Source organism: Priestia megaterium, from assembly GCF_046599315.1.
Lineage (GTDB): Bacteria > Bacillota > Bacilli > Bacillales > Bacillaceae_H > Priestia > Priestia megaterium_F.
This window is the reverse complement of the sequence record NZ_JBKIKC010000005.1, coordinates 20,043-41,343: the sequence shown is the minus strand read 5'-3', so window position 1 is coordinate 41,343 and position 21,301 is coordinate 20,043. Positions and strand designations below refer to the sequence as shown.

The 21,301-nt window shown below is 38.5% G+C and carries 21 protein-coding genes and 1 pseudogene; 11 read left to right on the top strand and 11 right to left on the bottom strand.

The features are described 5' to 3' along the window. Positions 1–29: 29 nt before the first annotated feature. A complete protein-coding gene (locus tag ACLHDF_RS16785) occupies positions 30–1,388 on the bottom strand; it encodes a D-serine ammonia-lyase (protein ID WP_413919850.1) in 1,359 nt (452 codons plus the stop codon). Positions 1,389–1,553: 165 nt separating this feature from the next. Here ACLHDF_RS16785 and ACLHDF_RS16780 point away from each other — a divergent pair, with 165 nt between their 5' ends. Both ACLHDF_RS16780 and ACLHDF_RS16775 read left to right on the top strand, forming a co-directional pair. Beyond that, positions 1,554–1,763 (top strand): cysteine-rich CWC family protein, encoded by a 210-nt coding sequence (locus tag ACLHDF_RS16780; RefSeq protein WP_413919849.1) that lies wholly within the window; start codon positions 1,554–1,556, stop codon positions 1,761–1,763. Between the two features lies 1 nt (position 1,764). After that, positions 1,765–2,703: a carbohydrate kinase family protein gene (locus ACLHDF_RS16775; protein WP_413919848.1), complete on the top strand. Its 939-nt coding sequence runs from the start codon at positions 1,765–1,767 to the stop codon at positions 2,701–2,703. Between the two features lie 25 nt (positions 2,704–2,728). On the opposite strand, the gene cyoE is transcribed toward ACLHDF_RS16775, so the two are convergent. Then, positions 2,729–3,646, bottom strand: coding sequence for a heme o synthase (gene cyoE, locus ACLHDF_RS16770; protein WP_413919847.1), 918 nt, complete (start codon positions 3,644–3,646; stop codon positions 2,729–2,731). 391 nt (positions 3,647–4,037) lie between these two features. On the opposite strand from cyoE, the gene ACLHDF_RS16765 reads away from it, so the two are divergent. From ACLHDF_RS16765 to ACLHDF_RS16750, 4 genes are all read left to right on the top strand, one after another. Beyond that, entirely contained in the window at positions 4,038–4,652 is a 615-nt protein-coding gene (locus ACLHDF_RS16765; protein WP_413919846.1) for a poly-gamma-glutamate hydrolase family protein, read from the top strand. A gap of 95 nt (positions 4,653–4,747) precedes the next feature. Further along, positions 4,748–4,924, top strand: a complete 177-nt coding sequence (locus ACLHDF_RS16760; RefSeq protein ID WP_413919845.1) for a hypothetical protein — start codon at positions 4,748–4,750, stop codon at positions 4,922–4,924. 59 nt (positions 4,925–4,983) lie between these two features. Next, positions 4,984–5,592 carry a methyltransferase gene (locus ACLHDF_RS16755; RefSeq protein WP_413919844.1) on the top strand — a complete coding sequence of 203 codons (609 nt, stop codon included), beginning with the start codon at positions 4,984–4,986 and terminating at the stop codon, positions 5,590–5,592. A 524-nt stretch (positions 5,593–6,116) separates the two neighbouring features. Continuing rightward, positions 6,117–6,551: a MerR family transcriptional regulator gene (locus tag ACLHDF_RS16750; protein ID WP_413919843.1), complete on the top strand. Its 435-nt coding sequence runs from the start codon at positions 6,117–6,119 to the stop codon at positions 6,549–6,551. A 60-nt stretch (positions 6,552–6,611) separates the two neighbouring features. Here the strand turns inward: ACLHDF_RS16750 and ACLHDF_RS16745 are convergent, their stop codons facing one another. The 3 genes from ACLHDF_RS16745 to ACLHDF_RS16735 form a co-directional block, all read right to left on the bottom strand. Continuing rightward, positions 6,612–6,824: a hypothetical protein gene (locus tag ACLHDF_RS16745; RefSeq protein WP_328242298.1), complete on the bottom strand. Its 213-nt coding sequence runs from the start codon at positions 6,822–6,824 to the stop codon at positions 6,612–6,614. Between the two features lie 127 nt (positions 6,825–6,951). After that, positions 6,952–7,098: a hypothetical protein gene (locus ACLHDF_RS16740; protein WP_013056796.1), complete on the bottom strand. Its 147-nt coding sequence runs from the start codon at positions 7,096–7,098 to the stop codon at positions 6,952–6,954. 141 nt (positions 7,099–7,239) lie between these two features. After that, on the bottom strand, positions 7,240–7,548 hold the full coding sequence (locus ACLHDF_RS16735; RefSeq protein ID WP_413919842.1) for a hypothetical protein: 309 nt from the start codon (positions 7,546–7,548) through the stop codon (positions 7,240–7,242). A 220-nt stretch (positions 7,549–7,768) separates the two neighbouring features. Here ACLHDF_RS16735 and ACLHDF_RS16730 point away from each other — a divergent pair, with 220 nt between their 5' ends. Further along, on the top strand, positions 7,769–8,128 hold the full coding sequence (locus ACLHDF_RS16730; RefSeq protein WP_413919841.1) for a hypothetical protein: 360 nt from the start codon (positions 7,769–7,771) through the stop codon (positions 8,126–8,128). 77 nt (positions 8,129–8,205) lie between these two features. Further along, a complete protein-coding gene (locus tag ACLHDF_RS16725) occupies positions 8,206–8,385 on the top strand; it encodes an H-type small acid-soluble spore protein (RefSeq protein WP_413919840.1) in 180 nt (59 codons plus the stop codon). A 79-nt stretch (positions 8,386–8,464) separates the two neighbouring features. Here the strand turns inward: ACLHDF_RS16725 and ACLHDF_RS16720 are convergent, their stop codons facing one another. Both ACLHDF_RS16720 and ACLHDF_RS16715 read right to left on the bottom strand, forming a co-directional pair. Then, on the bottom strand, positions 8,465–9,535 hold the full coding sequence (locus ACLHDF_RS16720; RefSeq protein ID WP_413919839.1) for a DUF3900 domain-containing protein: 1,071 nt from the start codon (positions 9,533–9,535) through the stop codon (positions 8,465–8,467). Between the two features lie 159 nt (positions 9,536–9,694). Further along, positions 9,695–10,597 carry a LysR family transcriptional regulator gene (locus ACLHDF_RS16715; RefSeq protein ID WP_413919838.1) on the bottom strand — a complete coding sequence of 301 codons (903 nt, stop codon included), beginning with the start codon at positions 10,595–10,597 and terminating at the stop codon, positions 9,695–9,697. Between the two features lie 134 nt (positions 10,598–10,731). Here ACLHDF_RS16715 and gltB point away from each other — a divergent pair, with 134 nt between their 5' ends. Both gltB and gltD read left to right on the top strand, forming a co-directional pair. Further along, positions 10,732–15,285 carry a glutamate synthase large subunit gene (gene gltB, locus ACLHDF_RS16710; protein WP_413919837.1) on the top strand — a complete coding sequence of 1,518 codons (4,554 nt, stop codon included), beginning with the start codon at positions 10,732–10,734 and terminating at the stop codon, positions 15,283–15,285. Between the two features lie 16 nt (positions 15,286–15,301). After that, positions 15,302–16,783, top strand: a complete 1,482-nt coding sequence (gene gltD / locus ACLHDF_RS16705; RefSeq protein ID WP_413919836.1) for a glutamate synthase small subunit — start codon at positions 15,302–15,304, stop codon at positions 16,781–16,783. A 33-nt stretch (positions 16,784–16,816) separates the two neighbouring features. Here gltD and ACLHDF_RS16700 read toward each other — a convergent pair whose 3' ends face one another. After that, positions 16,817–17,299, bottom strand: a complete 483-nt coding sequence (locus tag ACLHDF_RS16700; RefSeq protein WP_413919835.1) for a hypothetical protein — start codon at positions 17,297–17,299, stop codon at positions 16,817–16,819. Between the two features lie 50 nt (positions 17,300–17,349). Continuing rightward, positions 17,350–17,820 (bottom strand): staygreen family protein, encoded by a 471-nt coding sequence (locus ACLHDF_RS16695; protein ID WP_413919834.1) that lies wholly within the window; start codon positions 17,818–17,820, stop codon positions 17,350–17,352. 202 nt (positions 17,821–18,022) lie between these two features. Between ACLHDF_RS16695 and ACLHDF_RS16690 the strand changes: the two genes are divergently transcribed. Beyond that, the gene (locus ACLHDF_RS16690; protein WP_413919833.1) at positions 18,023–19,423 is read left to right on the top strand and encodes an alpha/beta hydrolase; all 1,401 of its coding nucleotides are present in this window, start codon (positions 18,023–18,025) and stop codon (positions 19,421–19,423) included. 209 nt (positions 19,424–19,632) lie between these two features. Here ACLHDF_RS16690 and ACLHDF_RS16685 read toward each other — a convergent pair. After that, positions 19,633–20,533, bottom strand: a pseudogene (locus ACLHDF_RS16685) (manganese catalase family protein). A gap of 49 nt (positions 20,534–20,582) precedes the next feature. Beyond that, entirely contained in the window at positions 20,583–20,807 is a 225-nt protein-coding gene (locus ACLHDF_RS16680) for a YuzF family protein (protein ID WP_413919832.1), read from the bottom strand. Between the last annotated feature and the right edge of the window lie 494 nt (positions 20,808–21,301).

Genomic DNA, 21,301 nt, shown 5'->3' with positions numbered 1-21,301 from the left:
AACATAATTTTTCTTCATGCCTTTTGACGTTATCTACTCATTAGATTTTTTCCTTGTTCGTAATAACTATTCATCACATCAGTTGGCACCATACTGCCTCCAGTTGACCATACAAGATGAGTAGCTTGTGACATAGTGTTTTCTAGCCCTTGCGCCTGTATATATGAAGATCCGCTTTCCATCAGGTGAAGAGGCCCCTGTAAACCAGCCGCTGCTGAAGGTTCTACATATAAATTTTCACGATTGGCTAGCTCGTAAATAAATCGGAAAAGCTGATCATCTTCTACGGTATAAATTCCACTAACAAGCGATTTTATCGTTTCGCCTACAAAACTAGATGGCCTTCCGACGGCTAGTCCATCGGCAGCCGTTACGTTATCAAGGCCAATATCTGTAACGGAAATGCGATCATGTAACTCGGTCATTACTCCAAGCAGCATGCAAGGAGAGTGAGTAGGCTCAGCGAAAAAGCAGTGAACGTGATCACCGTATATTGCTTTTAACCCAAACGTAATACCGCCAGGACCGCCGCCTACTCCGCAAGGTAGATAGACAAACAAAGGATGTTCGGCGTCTACTTGAATCTGCTGCTCGGCTAGCTGCTTTTCCAAACGTAAAGCAGCCACGGAATAACCGAGAAATAAATCTCTAGACTGTTCATCGTCAATAAAATGACAGGTCGGATCTGCTTCGGCTTGCTTTCGTCCTTCTTCTACGGCTTTTCCGTAGTCAGACTGATATTCGATAACTGTTACACCTTTCGAATGAAGCAAATCTTTTTTCCACTTCTTAGCGTCGGCTGACATGTGGACGGTGACGTTAAAGCCTAAAGTGGCGCTCATAATACCAATGCTTAAACCTAAATTACCGGTAGAGCCTACTGCAATAGAATAAGAAGAAAATAACTTTTTACATCGTTCTTCAGCTAGAAGAGCGTAGCTGCTTTCCTCGGTAAGTAGCCCCTCTTTAATCGCAAGGCTTTCAGCAAATTTTAATACTTCATAAATGCCGCCTCTTGCTTTAATAGAACCTGATACGGGAAGGTCATGATCGCATTTCATTAGTAATTTTCCTTGCAGCTTGTTATTCGTTTGTTGATTTAAATAGTCTTTCATATATGTAATTTCTTGAAGAGGTGATTCAATTATTCCTTGTGATGCTTTCAGTTCCGGAAAAGCGATTTGAAGAAAAGAAGAAAAGCGAGAAAGTCGTTTATTGGCATTCTTTATATCTTTGGTGTGTAAAGAAAGAGACGAAAGTGCTTGTTGAGCAGGTCTTATATAAGAATTTATCCAAAGTATTTCCTGCTTGTTGATTAAAGGTGTTAATAAAGGATATTCACGCATCCATGTAGCAAGGGGTTTTTGGTGAAATAAATTTGTTGTCATAAAGGCTCCTTTCGCAATGCGTTATTTCTGTTATATGTATAGTATCAAGAATAGGAGAAGTTGAAAATGAAAATATCAAAAAGTAGAAAGCGAATTTCAACCACCTCTTGTATACTAATAAAGATAACCTATACAACGGCATAGAAGAAAAAAGGAGAGGGATTCATGCCATTTTCAAGCGGTGATAGCAGATGTCCTATCTGTGGAGAGAAAAATAACTGTGCTTTTGTGCAAGGCAAAGAACTAGAAAAGTGTTGGTGTATGCAGGAAGTTTTTACTCCTGATGTGTTTCAACAAGTTCCTTTAGAAAGTAGAGGAAAAGTGTGTGTATGTGTCAAATGCGTTGGGAGACAGAAGAAAGAAGGTGAGGGTTAACGTGAAAAAAGGAATTATTTCATACGGTGAGGTATTTATTGATTATATTGCTAAAAACGAATCTAACACTAGCTTTGATCCTTTTTTAGGAGGGACCACCGTTAATGTAGCAGTCGGAGTTCAGAAGTTAGGAGCAAAAGCATATTATATCTGCAAGTTAGGCAGTGATGAAACAAGTGATTTCGTGAGAAAGAAACTCTTAATTGAAGGAGTAAACCAAAGCGGCTGTGTAACAGCGGAAGCTAAAAAAGTTTGTGAAGTATATGTACATAAAAATGAAGAAGGAGAACGTTACTTCCACTCCTATGTAGATTCTACACCTCAAGAGCAAGTGTATAAACATCAGCTGCAGGAAGCTTTATTTGAGCAGGCAGCGATTTTTTATTTTGGATCAGGTACTTTGTTTCATCCGATTTCCCAGGAAACTACAAAAGAAGCTGTAAAGCTGGCGAAAAAACATCTTATGCTTGTAGCATTTGATCCAAATATTCGAATGAAAAGGTGGGAAAGTGAAGAAGCATGTAGAAATATCGTAACACAGTTTTTGTACGAAACAGACATTTTGAAAATTTCTCAGGATGAGCTGCTATTTTTGATGAACTCAGTAGACCTTACAGAAAGCATAGAAAAACTGAGAGCGTATCATATTCCATACGTGTGGGTGACTCAAGGAAAAAATGGTGCAGTAGCTGTTACTGCAAATCAGACGCTTCATGTAAATGCAAAAGAAGTTCAGGTGATAGACACGACAGGAGCGGGTGATGCATTTATGGCAGGAATTCTATGGTGTGTTCACGAAAAAGGGTTGCCTGAAAGTGAGGATTCATGGAAGCAGTACACAATGTTTGCCAACGCCTTAGGTGGCGCAGTTTCGGCGAGATACGGAGGAATGATTTCACTCGAAGGAAAGGATGTATCTATTATAAAAGCAGGTAGCTGATAGCTACCTGCTTTTCCACAGCTTATTACTTGAAAAATGACAGTACAATCATAAGGGCAAAAATAATGGTAAGGTGATTCAATGAGAACACAAACATTAAAGTAGCCCATTTTGTATCTTCTAATTTTTTAAATCCAAAAATGCCAAGAAGCATCCATACTAGTGTTAAACCGAACATTGTAAATGCAATAATTTTACTAAACGATAAAAATAAGAAAGAGGCCGCTAGTAAAATAACTAAGTATACAAGCGTTTGGACTTTTGAACGACGGATACCTTTTACTACAGGAAGCATTGGTACACCTGCGGCTTTATATTCCTCGAGTCTTCTGATCGCAATAGCGTAGAAGTGAGGAGGCTGCCATAAAAACATAAATACAAACAATCCAATTGCTACCGGATGAAATAAGTCTGGTGAAATAGCAGCCCATCCAATGATTGGAGGCATGGCTCCAGAAATACTTCCGACTTCGGTGTTATAAATTGTTGTACGTTTTGTAAGCATAGTGTAAGGCACTACATAAAAGAAAAATCCTAAAATACCCATGATCGCGGCCATGTTAGAAACTAAAAATAAAATGCCCACACCAATAACAAATAAAGCCAGTCCTAACCATAAGGCAAATTTAGGGTTGACCGCTCCTGTTACTGTCGGTCTGTCTTTCGTACGTTTCATAATAGCATCGATATCACGGTCGTAGAAGTTATTAACTGCCCCAGCTCCTCCTACGACAAAGGATGTCCCAATTAAAGCCAAAATAATGAGAGGAATTTGTGTCACAAAGCTTAAGTCATTAACAGCAATTGCGAGACAAAGCCCAGCAACCATTCCTAGTGAGTTCGATTTAATAATCCCAGTTTTTATAATAGCACTGATTACTTCCCGGGAAAAATACTGATTGATAGGAAGTGATTCCTTTGTGATAACTTCGGTATTTTTCACAGCAATTCTCCTTTTTGAGCTTATTCTTGCATGAATAAACCTAATCTTTATTAATCAACTAAACTATTTTAACAAAAAAAAATCGTAATTACATCAAGGTTGCTCGTAAAATTTGTTAACATTCCTTGAACTTTTAAAAAAAACAAGGAAAAATGTCGAATTATCAATTGAAAATAAGTACATCCTTTATTATAAGGTAAAAACGGAATGCTTAAAAATGAAAATTTTGACTATCTGGTGAACTTTTAACGAGCAAGAAACTCGAATCTAATCGTACCATATTTATTGGCAATTGCAATCACATAGTATGTGATGAAAGAAAAGATGTGGTACATTAAAGAAAGGACTAATAAGTTTATTTACTATGTCTTATTCACAAGGAGGATATATGATGCCAGATAAATATGCTAGCTTCTCTGAACTTGCCTCTTATGAAGTATATAACCAAGACTACAAAATTCAATTTGAAATCAGACCTTCCAATATTATAATGCTTGCAATACACGGCGGAGGTATCGAAACTGGAACAACCGAACTTGCTGTTGGTCTAGCAGGAAACGAATACTCGTACTATATATTTGAAGGGTTAAAGAAATCAGGAAATGCCGTTCTTCATATCACATCCACTCATTTTGATGAACCTCATGCGTTAACTATTATATCTAAAGAAGACTATGCAGTATCTTTTCACGGATACAATGATAAAAATGAAAAACATACTAAAATTGGCGGTGCTGACAAGGCGTTAAGGTCCAAAGTGCATGAAGCGCTTGTTTCCAAAGGTTTTAGTGCAGAAATTTTATCAGATCAAGATCCTTTTTCCGGTATAAGCCCTAGAAATATCACCAATAAAACAGCTAGGCGGATGGGTGTTCAAATTGAGATAAGTAAAGCGCAAAGAGAAGCTTTTTTTGCAACCAATACTAGAAATGAACGTAAAAATTCTAAAACCGAGGAATTTTTTGAGTATATATCAGCCATTAAAAGTGCATTTCCTCTTAGATAAATCAGATACGTTTAGTATTTATTAAACATGTTAGATTTATTACGTACATGTTTGTGGTATACATACAGTAACTACATATACTGGAGGAGATAATGGTGAAAAAGTTTGAGCAAGAAGATACTTTAGAACGTCTTAAAGCCTCTTATCAATATTTGAAAAGCATAGATATACTAGAAATCAGCACGCTAGATGATCAAAAACGAGCGGAAGCTGTGCAGTTAATCGAAGAAATAGGTCTTAAAATATCAGAAATGCGTGTAAAGGTGGAGTGAGAAAGAAGGACATTTGTCCTTCTTTCTCTTTTTCAACAACTATAAACAGGAGATTGACTATGAATGAGCAATACTATGACGCTTTATTAAATATAAAAACAACGGGAGAACAAAAAGGGTTTAATGATTCACTTCATTATCATCGGTATGAACCCACGCCTTATAGTGCATTAGAAACACTTTTCACCCAGTATGAGCTGACAAGCAGCGATAGAATTGTCGACTTCGGGTGCGGAAAAGGAAGGCTGAATTTTTATGTGAACTACCTATGTAATGCCACCGCTGTAGGGATAGAAATGAATGAGCACTTTTATGAACAGGCCATAGATAATCAAAGGCGCTATTTGAAAAAAGCCAAGAGCCGCAAACGTGATATTCATTTTCACTGCTGTTTAGCCCAAGAATATGAGATTCACCCACTGGATAACTGTTTTTATTTTTTTAATCCTTTTTCAGTTCAAATTTTTATCCAAGTAGTGAACAATATTTTGCTTTCGTGGGAAGACAATAAGCGTGAGATTGATTTAATTTTATATTATAGTTCGGAGGATTATCTTCATCATCTCGAAAAACACCCTTCTTTTGTTTTAAAAGAAGAAGTGATGCTGCCAGAGTTGGATCGTAAAAATCCGTATGAACGGTTTTTGATTTATAAAGTAGCTTATTAAAATACCTTATTTACTATTTTATAAAGGCGTATCATCACCGGTTCTATTTAATAAATCAGCAGGGGGGATAAAAAGCCCTCCTGATGTTATTTATAACTTTTTAGAAATTAAAGCATAACACTTTATTATGTAAGCGCTTTCTGTTATAATGAAACTAGGTTGGATAGCATGCGTGGCTATCGGTGTACTCAGCGCAGGCGGGGCTAGTACAGAAAGAGAAGAGCTACATACAAGTTAATAGACAGTTAGTGGATAGAAAGAAGAAGGATCAAAAAACAAATTTATTAATTTGTATGCTAAATCGTAAATTAACAAAATGGCATTCATGATAATGTTTTAGAGAAAAGAACCCAGCATATACTGTATAAGCAATTTTTTTACTCTAAAAAAGGGTGAAGAAATTGCTTATTTATTTTTAAATAAGTGCACGCCGTTCGGATTTGTTTTGAGATGCTTAGCGTTAGTGTATAATAGTAACAAGTACGAAAAGTTGACATTGTTAATTGATTAAAGGGGATTTAAAAATGAGTGAACTAAAAATAGATGATGTAGCGAAGCAAAGCGGTTTAACAAAACGTACGATTCGTTATTATGAACAAATTGGGTTGATGCCAGCACCTCCAAGAAGTGAAGGTGGATTTCGCCTGTACACTGAAGAACACGTAGAATTCTTAAAAAAAATTACGAATGCCAAAGAAGTCATGGGTTTTTCACTTCAAGAATTACAGGAATTTCTTGCTTTAAGTGATACTCTTGAAATACAAAAGATGGATTATAGGCAAGTGAAAGGAACAAGTCAACAAAAAGAAAAGTTAGAGCAAGTGTTACATACGGTTGAAGAGCAGCTAAAGCTAATTGAACAGAAGAAGAAAAACATCTTAAAGGTAGAGTCTGACCTTCTGTCACTGAGAGATCGTGCTAAGGCTGCAATTGTAAAATTTGAGCAGGAAGAATTATAAAAAGCAGGCGCATTCACCAGAAGAGTGCGTCTGCTTTTATAATTTTTATAGAGCATTCATTTATGATTGTGAAGTGTTTTCTTCTAGCTGTACCCCTAAAAGAAGTAAAATAGCCTGTATCCCATCGGCTTTTCCACTATGAAAGCTTCTCGTTTCAGCATCCAAAGCTTCATTTGCAGATTCCATCATATTTGACTCATATAAGTCTAAAATTAACTGTTTTCCTTCGGGACTCAAGTGCAGCTGCCCCCGTTCCTTCATTTTAAACTTCAACTTCTTCAACTCCCTTTCCCATGATACTATCAGTATACAAAATTAATGACATTTACGTAAACGTTAATTTTTGTATGTGGAAATGAAGAACGTAGTGTTTATAGGTACGTGAGGCGAGGAATACTCATTATCCTTTGCTTGTTTTGATGTTTGTCAGCTTGTAGCCGCAAGCTGAACATGTATAAATAACGTTTTGATTGGATTGAGCAGTTAGAACAGTAGCCAGCTCTTTTTGAGAATGACAGTTAGGGCAAATAACAACAGGGGATTTCATGTAATTTTCTCCTTTTCTTTTTAATAGTCAAATTTTATTTTATGTAAAGTTTAATCAAATATCCTTCGTGCTGTTAAAAACGAGGAAAGATACGTGAAAAAGCATTCTCGCTCAAAAGAAACGAGAATGCTTAAGGTGAATTTAAAATCCATCCTGGCTTGCTGTAAATGGAATGTTAAGTCTTCTTTCTACATTGCGTAAGCGCTGATTTAATCTGTTTATACGGTCAGTATGTCGCTCCACAACGCGATTCAAACGAGTAATCTCTCTGATTTGCTCCTCATTTTGTCTTTCAAGCGCACGAATTCTTCGTTCAAATCCTCCAAGGTTTTGAAGCTGCTGTCTCTCATCGTATTCTTCATGCTGTGGTACGTATGGAGGGTAGTATTGTTGAACTGAATAATCAACTTGTTGAGGAATGTATCCAGGGTTGAAATAATAAGGGTTCATTAGGGCATCTCTCCTTTTAAATAGTAAATTCAAATCAAACACGATATAACGTATGCGAAGATAAGAAAAATGCTCTGGGCATATATCTAAAGACATTCTATATTTAAAAAAGGAAAGTATTTTTTAGGTGAAAAAGGAAATAGCAAACCCTTTCTTGAATATGCAAAATAGAAAAGCTTCTTTTTTAGACACTTTATTTAAGAAAGAGGGAAAGGGACCGATGGCTCAAGGAAAACAAAAACCAGCACCTAAAATAGAGGAATCAAAAGCTCCGCCTTCAAAGCAACAAAAGTCGAAAGGCCGAAGCACTAAAAAGGCACAACCTCCTACATCACCCTGGGTAAAAGCTGCTTCCGTTTTATCTAATATTGATTTCATTCGTTTGTTTCGAGTGCTGTTTCTTGCTTTAGTGGTTGCTTTTATTGTGTATCAATATGTTTTACTTACAAAGGGAATCTTCATCAAAACATATGTAACTCTTTGGCATCAGCACAAAATGATCTTGCTAGCGGGAGCAGCATTTATTACCTATACTTCTTTCGTTTTTTACCTTGGCTACCGAACCGCTAAAAAACGGTAGAACTGCTCTGGACGGCGAATAGCATCCATTGTTTAAGCAAACCTTATATGTATGTCAACATGGAGGGGGGAAGAAACGTGGACAAGCAGCGAGCGAAACAAATTGCTGATTCATCCGTTATGGCTAACGTTACGTATAACAATACGGCTGTTTATATTCAACATGTAAGCGAAGAAAATGATACGGTAAGAATTTATCCGTTAGGTCAGCCCGAAAATGAACAAAATGTTGCGGTGAGCCAATTAGTAGAGCATTAATTAAGATAGATAAGGAATAAAGCTCCTTTTTCAGTTAAACAAAAGACAGAGAGCACATACTCAGCTCTCTGTCTTTTGTTCATTCTTCCCATTTCTTACTGCTAATCTTTTCAATAATCCCGTGCAAATCATCCGGCTTATGAAACTCAATCGGAGAAGCGCCTTTGTCAAACAGAATCGATTCTGCTTCAATTAAAGCCACGTAGCGTCCGTTCACTTTTGCTAAGTGAATATTTTCCCCGAAATCAGCTAACAGTCCTTTAATCTCTGTTTCACCAAGCTTCATTTTTAGCTCTGCATCAGGCGTATGCTCGACGATATGAGCAGCAGCTTCCATGACTTGATGGGTATCTAAACGTTCTTGAAGCTCACGCTTTTCACTTGTTGCCCACAGTTCCATGTCCGACTCAAACTGTTCGAGTTCTACGCTTTCCGCTTCAAACGTTTCGCTGACGTGTTCACGCACCATATCCATCACTTGTGTTTTCATAATCTCAGGCATCGGCTCGTTGTAGTCAATGAATTTCAAGAAGTCTTCAAAGTAACGGGCATGAGACGCTTGGTGGATGACGAGTTCGCTTTCTTCGACCATGCCTTCTTCAGGCATGTAGGGATACTGAATAGATTTCATATTTTTAGTAGTAATCGCCATCTCCACATGGCGAATGAGAGTTGATTCATCTGAAATTGAAGCCACTTTTGGCTCAAAGTCACATTTTAAAATAAATACAAAAGCATAATCAAAATATTTTCTTGGAACAGCAGATACAACTAAAAATGCTCCTCCTCGAACGGCTGCAGTATCAAGGTAAGCATTGATAAACTGTTCGCTGTTTTCTTCAAATTCTTCTTTGGTTGTAGCAAAACGAGTGCGGTGAAATAAATTATAATTAGGGTTTGAATCGAGAGAATGTCCTGGTTCAACTATAAAATACCCGAGTTTTGTAGGCACTTGTTCCGCTTTGGGGTGTCGCTCTACTTTGCGTTTGACAATTTTTTTAAACTCACCGTCTAAAAAATCTTTAATGGGACTTTCTTCATACTCTTCCGTATCAAGCGTTTGAAAATGCTTATATTGTTTAGAGGCCTGTTCTTCTTTTCCTTCTCCTTGTATTACGTAAAATGATAAAAAATTAATTTTAAAATCCATAGCAGTCACCTTGTTTCTTTTTAGTCAGTTACTTCAGTATAAGAAAGAGTCCGGTAAGCGTCAATGCATGTTATCCGTAGAGGGAAGGAAATCTATTTATACTATTAATCAGCTGAGAAACAGTGTGTGAAACGAAAAAAAAGAGAGGCATTGCCTCTCTTATTTGTACTGCTCCAAACGTTCAAAAAAGGTTTTGACAAATTTATAAAAAATTTTATCAGAAGGTGCTAAATCACGATTTCTAGGAATAATCATCCCGACTGTACGCTGAAGCTGTGGCGTGTGAATGGCAAGCTTAGTAGTAAAACGAGGGGTCGTTTCAGACACTGTGCTTTCAGGAAGAAGCGTGACGCCAATCCCTGCGGATACAAGACCTTTAATCGCATCTAAATCTTCTCCTTCAGATGAAATGTTTGGCATGAATCCTGCTTGTTTACAAGCATCAAAGGCCATTTTATGTAAAATGAACCCTTTTGGAAATAGCACAAAATTTTCGTTTCTTAAATCGCGCAGCCGGATATTATCCCGTTCAGCGAGCGGATGATGAGAAGGAACAAGAGCTAAAAGATTTTCAGTGAATAGAATATGCCCTTCTATACTTTGGTCCTCTACGGGAACAGGGCCTAAAAAAGCGATATTAATATCTCTTTTTTTGACTGATTCAATTAAAAATTTGTACGAACCTTGTCTAAGATGAAAAGCAACATTTGGGTGCTCTTCTTTAAAGGCTGATATAATAGTAGGAAGCAGGTGACTAGCAAGGCTTGTTGGAAATCCGATTTTAATCGTTCCTCTTTCGGGATCCAAGTACTCATCAATTTGCTCTTTCGCATAGTCGATAGCTTTCATAGCCGTCTCCGTATGCTCAAGAAAGACTTTTCCTATTGCTGTTAACTTGACATTTCTTCCTTCGCGCTTGAATAAACTAACACCTAGTTCAGCTTCTAGGTTTGCGATCTGACGGCTGATTGCTGATTGAGCAACATGCAGATATTCTGCCGCCTCAGATACGTGTTCTCTTTTTGCAACTTCCATAAAATAGCGTAATTGACGCAGTTCCATAGGCATCCTCCATCTATATATATCAAAATTAGATTAGTTTTATCTAAATTATATATTGTTTATATTGATTTGAAAACTTACAATGTAAACAGGTGATCTTAAAAAGATAAAGAAAACGAACGGGGGAGAAGAAGATGACATACAATCAAATGCCAAAAGCTCAAGGTCTCTACCGTCCTGAATTTGAGCACGATGCATGTGGAATCGGACTATACGCTCAATTGAAAGGCGTAGCGTCACATGATATCGTTAAAAAAGGACTAAATATGCTTTGCCAGCTTGACCATCGAGGCGGACAGGGAAGCGATCCGCTAACAGGAGATGGGGCTGGATTAATGGTACAAATTCCACACGCGTTTTTTAAAAAGACATGCGTTGAATTGAACTTGCCAGAAAAAGGTCGTTATGGAGTTGGAATGATCTTTTTCTCAAATAACGAAGACGAGCGTCGAGAAATTGAAGCTTACATTAATGAATTAATTGAAGAAGAGGGACAAACGTTATTAGGTTGGAGAACTGTACCTGTAAATGTCGGAAAAATCGGAAAAGTTGCAAAAGAGAGCTGTCCGTACGTACGACAAGTATTTATTGGAGCAAATGACAGCATTAAAGATGACTTAGCGTTTGAACGCAAACTATATATTATCCGTAAGCAAGCAGAAAATTGGGCACAGGCGCGTCAAAACCGTTTTTATTTTACGAGTCTTTCAAGCAGAACAATTGTGTACAAAGGGCTATTAACGCCTGAGCAAGTGGATGCTTTTTATCTTGACCTACAAGATGAAGACTTTACTTCAGCATTTGCTTTAGTGCATTCTCGCTTTAGCACAAACACGTTCCCAAGCTGGGAAAGAGCACATCCAAACCGTTATTTAATTCACAACGGTGAAATCAATACGCTTCGTGGTAATCAAAACTGGATGAAAGCACGTGAACAGCAGTTTGTTTCGGACGCGTTTGGTAAGGATTTGCCGAAGATTCTTCCAATTTTAGATGCGGAAGGAAGCGACTCATCCATGTTAGATAATGCGCTAGAGTTTTTTGTATTGGCCGGCCGCAAGCCAGCGCATGCAGCGATGATGCTTATTCCAGAGCCTTGGTCTGAGAATCCGCACATGTCACAAGAAAAACGTGCTTTCTATGAGTATCATAGCGCATTAATGGAGCCATGGGATGGACCGACTGCTATTTCGTTTACCGATGGTAAGCAAATCGGTGCCATTTTAGATCGTAACGGTTTACGTCCAGCTCGCTATTATGTCACAAAAGATGATTACATCATTCTTTCATCAGAAGTAGGCGTCATCGATGTTGAAGATGAAAATGTGTTATATAAAGATCGTTTAAGCCCAGGAAAAATGCTTCTCATCGACTTAGAGGAGGGCCGGATTATTTCAGATGAAGAAATCAAATCTGAAATGGCACAGGCTGAGCCTTATCAAGAGTGGTTAGATGAACAGCTGGTAACGTTGCCAGAAGTGCCTCGGAAAAAATCTGAATACTTCGATGATTTAGTTATTCGCCAGAAGTCTTTTGGCTACACGTATGAAGATATTCATAAATATTTAGTTCCAGTTATTACAGAAGGAAAAGATCCGCTTGGCTCAATGGGTAACGATACTCCATTAGCTGTGTTGTCTGATCGTCCTCAATCGTTGTTCAATTACTTTAAGCAGCTGTTTGCTCAAGTAACGAACCCACCGATTGACGCTATTCGTGAGCAGTTGGTTACATCTACAATGACATTGCTTGGAGCAGAAGGGAATTTACTGCACCCAACAAAAGAAAATATTCATCGAATTCAGCTCGAGACACCGGTTTTAACAAACGATCAAACTGATCAGCTGAAGTCTGCGGTTCATCCAGATTTCAAAAGTGCTGTCATATCTGCTGTGTTTACAAATGATTTAAAAGCAGATCTTAATCGCGTATTTGCTGAAGCTGAAGCGGCAATTAACGCAGGTGCTAGCATTCTTGTTCTCACAGACCGTGAAGCAGGTGCTCAATCTGTAGCTATTCCAGCGCTATTAGCGGTCAGCGGGCTGCACCAGCACCTGGTGCGAAAAGGAAACCGTACAAAGGCAAGCATTGTAGTGGAAACAGGAGAAGCGCGTGAAGTGCACCATTTTGCAGCGCTGATTGGGTACGGCGCAGATGCAATTAATCCATATCTTGCTTTTGCAACATATCAAAATGAAATTAACGCAGGTACGTTGAACGTATCGTATGACTATGCTGTTGAGAAATATGTAAAAGCCGTTACTGAAGGTGTCGTAAAAGTAATGTCTAAAATGGGTATTTCAACAGTGCAAAGTTATCGGGGTGCACAAATTTTTGAAGCAGTCGGAATCAGTGCAGAGATTATCGAGCAATATTTTACAGGTACTGCTTCGCAGCTTGGCGGTATCGGTTTAGATGTTATTGCAAAAGAAGCAAAAACGCGTCATGACAATGCTTATGTTGAAACAATCGAACAAACGCTAGAGTCAGGAAGTGACTTCCAGTGGAGACACACGGGTGAGCATCATGCATTTAATCCAAAAACGATTCACACGCTGCAGTGGGCTTGCCGTAAGGGAGATTACAGTTTGTTTAAAAAATTCTCTGAATCGGCTAATGAAGAACGTATCGGTTTCTTGCGCAACCTATTCTCGTTTAATGGAACGCGTCCATCTATCTCTATTGACGAAGTGGAATCAGTTGATTCGATTGTAAAACGTTTTAAATCAGGTGCTATGTCGTTTGGATCTTTAAGTCAAGAAGCTCATGAAACACTAGCGATTGCGATGAACCGTTTAGGTGCACGTAGCAACAGTGGTGAAGGTGGCGAACATCCTAGCCGCTACACAGTGGATGAAAATGGAGATAATCGCCGCAGTGCAATTAAGCAGATCGCTTCTGGACGTTTTGGAGTAAAAAGTCATTACCTTGTGAATGCGGATGAGCTTCAAATTAAAATGGCACAAGGTGCAAAGCCTGGAGAAGGCGGTCAGCTTCCAGGAAACAAAGTATATCCATGGGTGGCAGATGTACGTGGATCAACGCCAGGAGTAGGCTTAATTTCACCTCCTCCACACCATGATATTTACTCAATTGAAGATCTAGCTCAGCTTATTCATGACTTAAAAAATATAAACCGTGATGCGCGAATCAGCGTCAAGCTAGTTTCAAAAGCAGGTGTAGGAACGATTGCTGCTGGAGTAGCAAAAGGGGTAGCAGATGTTATTGTTATTAGCGGTTACGATGGAGGTACGGGAGCATCTCCAAAAACAAGTATTAAACATACGGGACTACCGTGGGAACTTGGTTTAGCAGAAGCTCATCAAACGCTTATGTTAAACGGTCTTCGTGAAAAAGTAGTACTTGAAACAGATGGAAAATTAATGACGGGTAAAGATGTCGTAATGGCAGCACTTTTAGGAGCAGAAGAGTTTGGTTTTGCTACGGCCCCTTTAATTGTTTTAGGTTGTATCATGATGCGTGCATGTCACTTAGATACATGCCCAGTTGGAGTGGCAACACAAAATCCAGAGCTTCGTAAAAAGTTCCTAGGAGAAGCAGATCATATCGTTAATTATATGAAATTTGTGGCGCAAGAAGTGCGCGAAATTATGGCTGAACTTGGGTTTAAAACAGTGGATGAAATGGTTGGACGTACAGACGTATTAAGCGTTAGCGAACGTGCAAAAAATCACTGGAAGGCTCAGCACTTAGACTTAACAACTCTTTTATATCAAGCTGAAGGTGTACGTACCTTTAGAACACCTCAAAACCATAAAATTGATCAATCTCTTGATATGCAAAAGATTTTGCCTGCGGTCCAGCAAGCAATCGAGCATAAGTATCAAGTAGAGCTAGAACTTCCAATTTCTAATATTAACCGTGTAGCTGGAACAATTGTAGGAAGTGAAGTTACAAAACGTTACGGTGAGAAAGGTCTGCCAGAAGATACGATTACCCTTCGATTCACTGGCTCTGCAGGACAAAGTTTTGGTGCATTTGTTCCAAAAGGAATGTCTATGTATCTAACTGGAGATGCAAATGATTATATCGGAAAAGGTTTATCAGGAGGTAAAATCATTGTTGCTCCTCCTAAGGAAACAACAGCTGTGTCAGGGGAAAATGTTATCGTCGGGAACGTTGCATTTTACGGTGCAACAAGCGGTGAAGCTTATGTTAGCGGGCTAGCAGGAGAACGTTTTGCGGTTCGTAATAGCGGTGTGAACGTAGTGGTTGAAGGAATTGGCGATCACGGCTGTGAATATATGACTGGCGGACGTGTTGTAGTATTAGGTGATGTAGGTAAAAACTTTGGTGCAGGAATGTCGGGCGGTATCGCTTACGTATTTGCTGATGATCAAGAGGCATTCAAAAACCTGTGTAATAAAGACATGATTGGATTTGAGGGCTTAAAAGGAGAAGAAGCAGAAGAAGTAAAAGAGATGATTACAAATCATCTAAAATATACGAACAGTCATAAGGCAGCATTTGTATTAGAAAATTGGGAAGAATCTCTTTCAAAATTTGTAAAAGTGATCCCGAATGATTATAAACGTATGATGAATCGCATTGAAGAGCAAAAAGCAGCTGGACTAACGGAAGAAGAAGCAGCTATGAGTGCGTTTGAGGAAAATGCAAAGCAAGAAAAGAAAGCATCGGCAAAACAACAAGAAGCGGTAGCTCAGTAAGAAAGGGGAGAGTACAATGGGAAAACCAACAGGATTTATGGAAATTAAACGTGAAAAAGGGAAGGAACGTGACCCGTTAAAACGTTTAGGTGATTGGAAAGAATATGCTGCTCCTTTATCTGATGAAGCATTGAGCCGTCAAGGAGCACGATGTATGGATTGTGGCACACCTTTTTGCCACATGGGAATGGATATTAATGCTTTTACTTCTGGATGTCCTATCTATAACTTAATTCCAGAGTGGAATGATTTAGTCTATAAAGGACGCTGGAAAGAAGCATTAGACCGTTTAATGAAAACGAATAACTTCCCGGAGTTTACAGGACGCGTTTGTCCTGCTCCGTGTGAAGGTTCTTGTACGCTTGCTATTTCAGATCCAGCGGTTTCGATTAAGAATATCGAACGCGCTATCATTGATAAAGGCTTTGAGAATGGATGGATTACTCCACGTATTCCTGAGAAGAGAACGGGCAAAAAAATTGCTATCATTGGCTCTGGTCCAGCGGGTTTAGCAAGCGCAGATCAGCTCAATCAAGCGGGCCATTCAGTGACTGTATATGAAAGAGCCGATCGTGCCGGCGGTTTACTAACATATGGAATTCCAAACATGAAACTAGATAAAGAAGTAGTGGGAAGACGTATTGGTTTACTAACGCAAGAAGGTATTGATTTTGTAACCAATACGGAAGTTGGAAAAGACATTACCGCTGAAGAATTAAAAGAACAATATGATGCTGTGATTTTGTGTACAGGAGCTCAGAAACAAAGAGATCTAGTATTAGAAGGTCGTGAAGCAAAAGGAGTTCACTTTGCAATGGACTACTTAACAACTTCAACAAAAAGCCTTTTAGACTCTAACTTCAAAGACGGTCAATTTATTGATGCTGAAGGAAAAGACGTTATTGTTATTGGAGGCGGAGACACGGGAGCTGACTGTGTAGCTACTGCTCTTCGTCAAAAATGCCGCAGTGTTGTGCAGTTTGGCAAACATCCTCAGCTTCCTGCTGAGCGTACGGCTGATAATATGTGGCCTGAATATCCACATGTATTTAATCTTGAATATGCCTATGAAGAAGCCCAGGCGAAATTTGGAGATGACCCACGTGAATATTCAATTCAAACGAAAAAAATCGTGGCAGATGAGCAAGGCAATCTGAAAGAACTTCATACAGTTCAAATGGAAAAAGTAAAAGGTGAAAATGGCCAGTACATCTTTACCGAAATTCCAGGAACGGAAAAAGTATGGCCAGCTCAGCTTGTCTTTATTGCGATTGGATTTGAAGGTCCAGAGCAGCCGATCCTATCAGCGTTTGGTGTTGAAACGAAAAACCGTCGCGTAGATGCAGCGTATGGAGATTACAAAACAAATGTTGAAGGAGTTTTTGCTGCTGGTGATGCTCGCCGCGGGCAAAGTTTAATCGTATGGGCTATTCATGAAGGTCGTGAAGTAGCTAAACAAGTTGATAGCCATCTAATGGGAGCAACTGTATTACCATAACAAAAAACCGTCACAATCGTGGCGGTTTTTTGTTTATCTAGGGTTTGATACTTCATTTCCTCTACGTAAATTTTCAAATGAAACGGTTAAAATCGTATTGGTAATTCGAACTTGTGAAGCGGGAGAAACTCTGTATAAGTTAAAAAGTTCAAATATCCACGGTTCACATTTTTTTAGCTGCTGCGCGGCTTTTTCGACACGTTCGTTAATGGATCCGCTATAACTGCTATAGTTATCATCAACAAACCTTACAATAGAACGAAATAAGTATTCTGTTAGTTTGCTATCCATCCCGCCTCTTTGAGCATCTTTGTAGATGGACTGGTACTGGCGTTTTAAAATTTTCATCACGCGGTCTACATCGCGTGTAGGTCTGACTTCCTCTTCTTCATGAGGAACATAAGAAAATAAGTCCTCGTTGTATCTATAAGCTTCTAAATAATTTTCATTTGTAGTAGGAATCACCGGGTGATAATAGCGGTGTGGCACATAGGGGTAAACCCATTGACTGTACATCAGACATTCCCCTTCCTTGTTCATTTCCCATTAGTTTATGCACTAGAGTGCTAGCTGCTGCATGTTTGTTTTAAATAAAATTGCGGAGTTTGATAATAGGACCACCCTCTAAATTCTTGATAAGCCGATACAAAATAAATGTAGATCGGTGTATTTAGCAAGTCTGGATAATGTTGAAAGAACGTTTGGTCTCCGTAAAACATTGCTTCTAAGGCAAGCGGGAGCTCACGACGGAAAATTTGATAACGAAGCTGTGCCTGATCGCGGCTGAACTCGCCTCCGCTAACAAAAACTTCGCCTTGAATAACAGCTTGTCGATCTGTTACATGAAGAGCAGCTAGTACTTCATCACGCATATTTTTATCTATCTTCTCCTTGTTATATGAACATCCGATGCTTAAAAAAAGCTGACCTGTTGTATCAGAATGAGTAAGGGTATATTTTCTTCCGGAAACTGGATAGGAGGAAGTAGCAGGGGGAATAAGAGTCGTAGAAAGTTTTGAAGAATTAAACGAACTCATAGTCATTGACACTCCTTTTTTTGAATAAATTTCAATATTATACGGCGCTGTGGGCTCAGTTGTGATAAATGTCTACTTTCTTTCTGTAAGAAAGACATTTTGATGTACTTTTTAAGAAATGGATGGTAATATTTAACTAATATTATGCGTGTACAGTCCCCACAGATTGTCTTCACAAGCAAATGCGAATGGAGGTTACCACTTGATTATTACAACGTTTGACGGTAAGTATGGAAACTGGTTAACGACTAAAAACCCTCTTCAATTTCAAGCAGCGACTGCGTATGGGAACATTGGGTTGGCTCCTATCTATTGGGGAACGAAAGAAGAAAAAAATGGATGGTATTACATGTACCAGCCTGAAGAAATAACTGGTGTTCAAGTAGAAGGCGAAGTGGATGGTGGTAAATTTCTCATTCGAATTCCTGACGACTGGAATGGAAAGTTAGTTATGTCAGGCGTTCCAGCTACCAGAGATGAGAAATCAACGGATTTATTATTCAGCGACTACGTGTTGGCAAAAGGGTTTGCGTTTGCTGCTTCTGATAAAGGCACACAGGGAGAAGAAGTGAGAGATGATCCATTTGCTAAAGCAAAGAATGCTTTAGTCAAAGAAGAAGATTCTATCAAAAAATGGCACACTCAATACCGCGAAGTGACCGAAATTGCTCAGAGATTTTTATTTGAAAATTACCGTCACAAACTTCCGAGAGAAGTGACAGAATATTTTGATATGAAAACGTATGCGTTAGGTATTTCTAATGGAGGTTATGTTGTTCGCTACGCTTTAGAAAACGACGGAAAAAATGGAGAGCCTCAGCTTTTTAATGGAGGCGTTGAATGGGAAGGGGTCATGTGGCGAGCTGACCATCATAATTTGATTACTTCTTTAACACATGTTGTAAACCATGCAAAAGAAGCACTGTATACAGTGGGTGAACCGCAAAAAGAAGCTTTGCACCGATTGTATCAAGCAGGGTTGCCAAAAGGATCTGAGTTTTTATGGCCCTATCATGACCAGTACTATTGGTTTTTAACGCTGAATATATACAGAGATGAGTTTGACAGTCAAGCACCTGGAAGCATTCCGTGGCAAAAATACTTAACGCTTTTTGAAAACGGAGTTAGAGATCGTTCGTTAGATTCTATTTTTGAAAAATATGATTATCAAGAAAGACCGCAAAATGTAAAGCAAAGAGTACGTGAAATTGAAAATACAGGTGATATTTCCGTGCCATTGATAAGCATTACAGGGTCTTTGGATGCTCTTATTTTCCCAGATATTCATGCGTATCCTTATGAACAATTGGTAGAAGATTCTGGCAAACAGCATCTTCATCGTCATTATGTAATTGAAAATGGAAACCACATTGATAGCTTAGTATGGAATCATCAAATTGATCCGGATCGAAAGCTTCAGCCTCTTTTGCCTTATGTGTATCAAGGATTTGAACTGCTATGTGATTGGGTGGAGAATTTTGAAGAACCTCCGAAAAATAAGAAAATAAGTGCACCTATCAAGGAAATGCATGTAAAGGACCTGAAAACAGAGGAAGAAGTGCTGCCGTTGACTACTAAGAAAAGCATATCAACAGAAAAATAAATCGTTAAAAACCGTGCCAAAGGTGCGGTTTTTAATTTGGAAAGGCAATGTTTACGTGGAAAACAGCCCTTTCCTTTAAAGAAGGGCTGCATGAAACCATCTCTTAATTTGTAATCTTTTAAAACAATAGTTACGTGATTAAAGAATCTAAATTTCACTTGATTTTAATTGTTATGTCCTTAGTTTAAAAATTTTCAGCTTGTTTTAAGTTAAGTATTTTCTTGCATATTAGATAACAAACGTTTTAAAATTCTTTCATAATCGTCTCTATCAATTCCAGGAGCAAATTCTTCAGGCTTTTCTTCAAAATCCGGTATTGGGGATCCTTCTGGTATACCATCAATTACCTTTAGCGGCTCTCCCGTTTCTGGATTTTGCCCCTTCCAAATTTTACTGATGTCTCTGTAGTTCGGCTCTCCCCATGTATACAATACATTGTAAAGTCCTTGGTCCATAAATTTTTTTGCATGATCAAACTTATTGTTGTCCAGGCTTGGAACAGGCAGCATTTTTCCTACCTCTACACCAGTAGCTACTTCTAAAGCCTTAGCATAAGCAATATATGAGTTCCACCTCGAACTAAAAGGTAGCCAATCATTTCTCTGGCAACTGGATTGTCTGTCATTTCATAAACTCTCATCTTGTGTGTGCGAGCGCCAATTTCGAGCAGGTAGTTATACAATAAATCTTGAATTAAATTCCCACTATTATTGACGTACTCTCCGTTCCAAGGGCGCCCCACAGAATCACCTGGATAGGCTGCTTGAGCTGTAGTGGTAAAGTGGAGAGAATAACGTGCATCTTTCCCGTTTTGTAAGGGTGCTGTGTCGGGGTCCCCTGGAAAGGTGTTTCCATAGGATAAAAGGTTAATAGTGTTTGCGACTAGTTCTACATGTCCGAATTCTTCTGCTGTAATACTAGCAATAACATCGTAAAAAGGCCGAAACTTTTTTTATTACGGAAGTTAAAGGATTGGAACATGTAGTTATTTAACGTAGACATTTCTCCAAATTTCCCACCTAATAATTCTTGTACAATGGATGCTGCATTCATATCTCCGTGTTCGGGTCTTGGAAGCTCGATGGCCAATTTATTCACTCGTTTCATCATAATAGAATAGACCTCCTATATTCGTTCCTTTGTTAATCAGCGACATTCTTTAGCTAGCAGGTGACGAAGGATTCGAAACCATCCAAATAATTTGTTGCGTGCGAATGAAAAATGAATTTCCTCCCATCTCCACAACTATATGGTCAGGCTCTACATTTAAAAGAGTGCCTCTTACGGAACCATGTGCTGTTTGTACAGCAACTTTTGCTCTTACAAGTTTCACTAAATTTTGGTATACATATGGATCGCTTAAGGTCCATTTCACATCATTCATATTTTTCGCTCCTTTTAATTAGTATGTCTAAACATTATAAGTGTAAAAAAAATTAAAAAAGAACTGCCCTTTTTAAGTAGACAGCCTGAATTTACAATTTCTTTTTTACTAAGAAAGTTGTTTTAAGGTAAACCCCCGTATTACCCATAAAAATAGTGAAAGAATATCATGCAAACTTGGTAGTTCCCCAAGAAACGAAAAACCACTAAATTTTGCTGTAAGCGAGGTTAAATAACTCAATATATACACTTGGTGACTATTATTTTAGTATTGCGTATCGATGAAAATACAGCCTGCTGCTAACCAGGTCGACGTATAGGCTATTAAAGGCATCACCAGCTATATGTATGACTGTCTAATACAAAAGATATAATGCTCAAAGGGCTATAATTTTTTTGATAAATATACAATGTTATAGTGCGATAAGAATGGAATATACGTCATTTGTTATTTATTTTAAGATATTTAAAATAAAAATAATAAAAACATTGAAC

Coding starts and splice junctions, on each gene's coding strand:
- ACLHDF_RS16785 (WP_413919850.1), bottom strand. CDS start 1,388: ATGACAACAAATTTATTTCACCAAAAACCCCTTGCTACATGGATGCGT.
- ACLHDF_RS16780 (WP_413919849.1), top strand. CDS start 1,554: ATGCCATTTTCAAGCGGTGATAGCAGATGTCCTATCTGTGGAGAGAAA.
- ACLHDF_RS16765 (WP_413919846.1), top strand. CDS start 4,038: ATGCCAGATAAATATGCTAGCTTCTCTGAACTTGCCTCTTATGAAGTA.
- ACLHDF_RS16755 (WP_413919844.1), top strand. CDS start 4,984: ATGAATGAGCAATACTATGACGCTTTATTAAATATAAAAACAACGGGA.
- ACLHDF_RS16750 (WP_413919843.1), top strand. CDS start 6,117: ATGAGTGAACTAAAAATAGATGATGTAGCGAAGCAAAGCGGTTTAACA.
- ACLHDF_RS16740 (WP_013056796.1), bottom strand. CDS start 7,098: ATGAAATCCCCTGTTGTTATTTGCCCTAACTGTCATTCTCAAAAAGAG.
- ACLHDF_RS16735 (WP_413919842.1), bottom strand. CDS start 7,548: ATGAACCCTTATTATTTCAACCCTGGATACATTCCTCAACAAGTTGAT.
- ACLHDF_RS16730 (WP_413919841.1), top strand. CDS start 7,769: ATGGCTCAAGGAAAACAAAAACCAGCACCTAAAATAGAGGAATCAAAA.
- ACLHDF_RS16720 (WP_413919839.1), bottom strand. CDS start 9,535: ATGGATTTTAAAATTAATTTTTTATCATTTTACGTAATACAAGGAGAA.
- ACLHDF_RS16715 (WP_413919838.1), bottom strand. CDS start 10,597: ATGGAACTGCGTCAATTACGCTATTTTATGGAAGTTGCAAAAAGAGAA.
- gltB (WP_413919837.1), top strand. CDS start 10,732: ATGACATACAATCAAATGCCAAAAGCTCAAGGTCTCTACCGTCCTGAA.
- gltD (WP_413919836.1), top strand. CDS start 15,302: ATGGGAAAACCAACAGGATTTATGGAAATTAAACGTGAAAAAGGGAAG.
- ACLHDF_RS16700 (WP_413919835.1), bottom strand. CDS start 17,299: ATGTACAGTCAATGGGTTTACCCCTATGTGCCACACCGCTATTATCAC.
- ACLHDF_RS16695 (WP_413919834.1), bottom strand. CDS start 17,820: ATGAGTTCGTTTAATTCTTCAAAACTTTCTACGACTCTTATTCCCCCT.
- ACLHDF_RS16680 (WP_413919832.1), bottom strand. CDS start 20,807: ATGAATGATGTGAAATGGACCTTAAGCGATCCATATGTATACCAAAAT.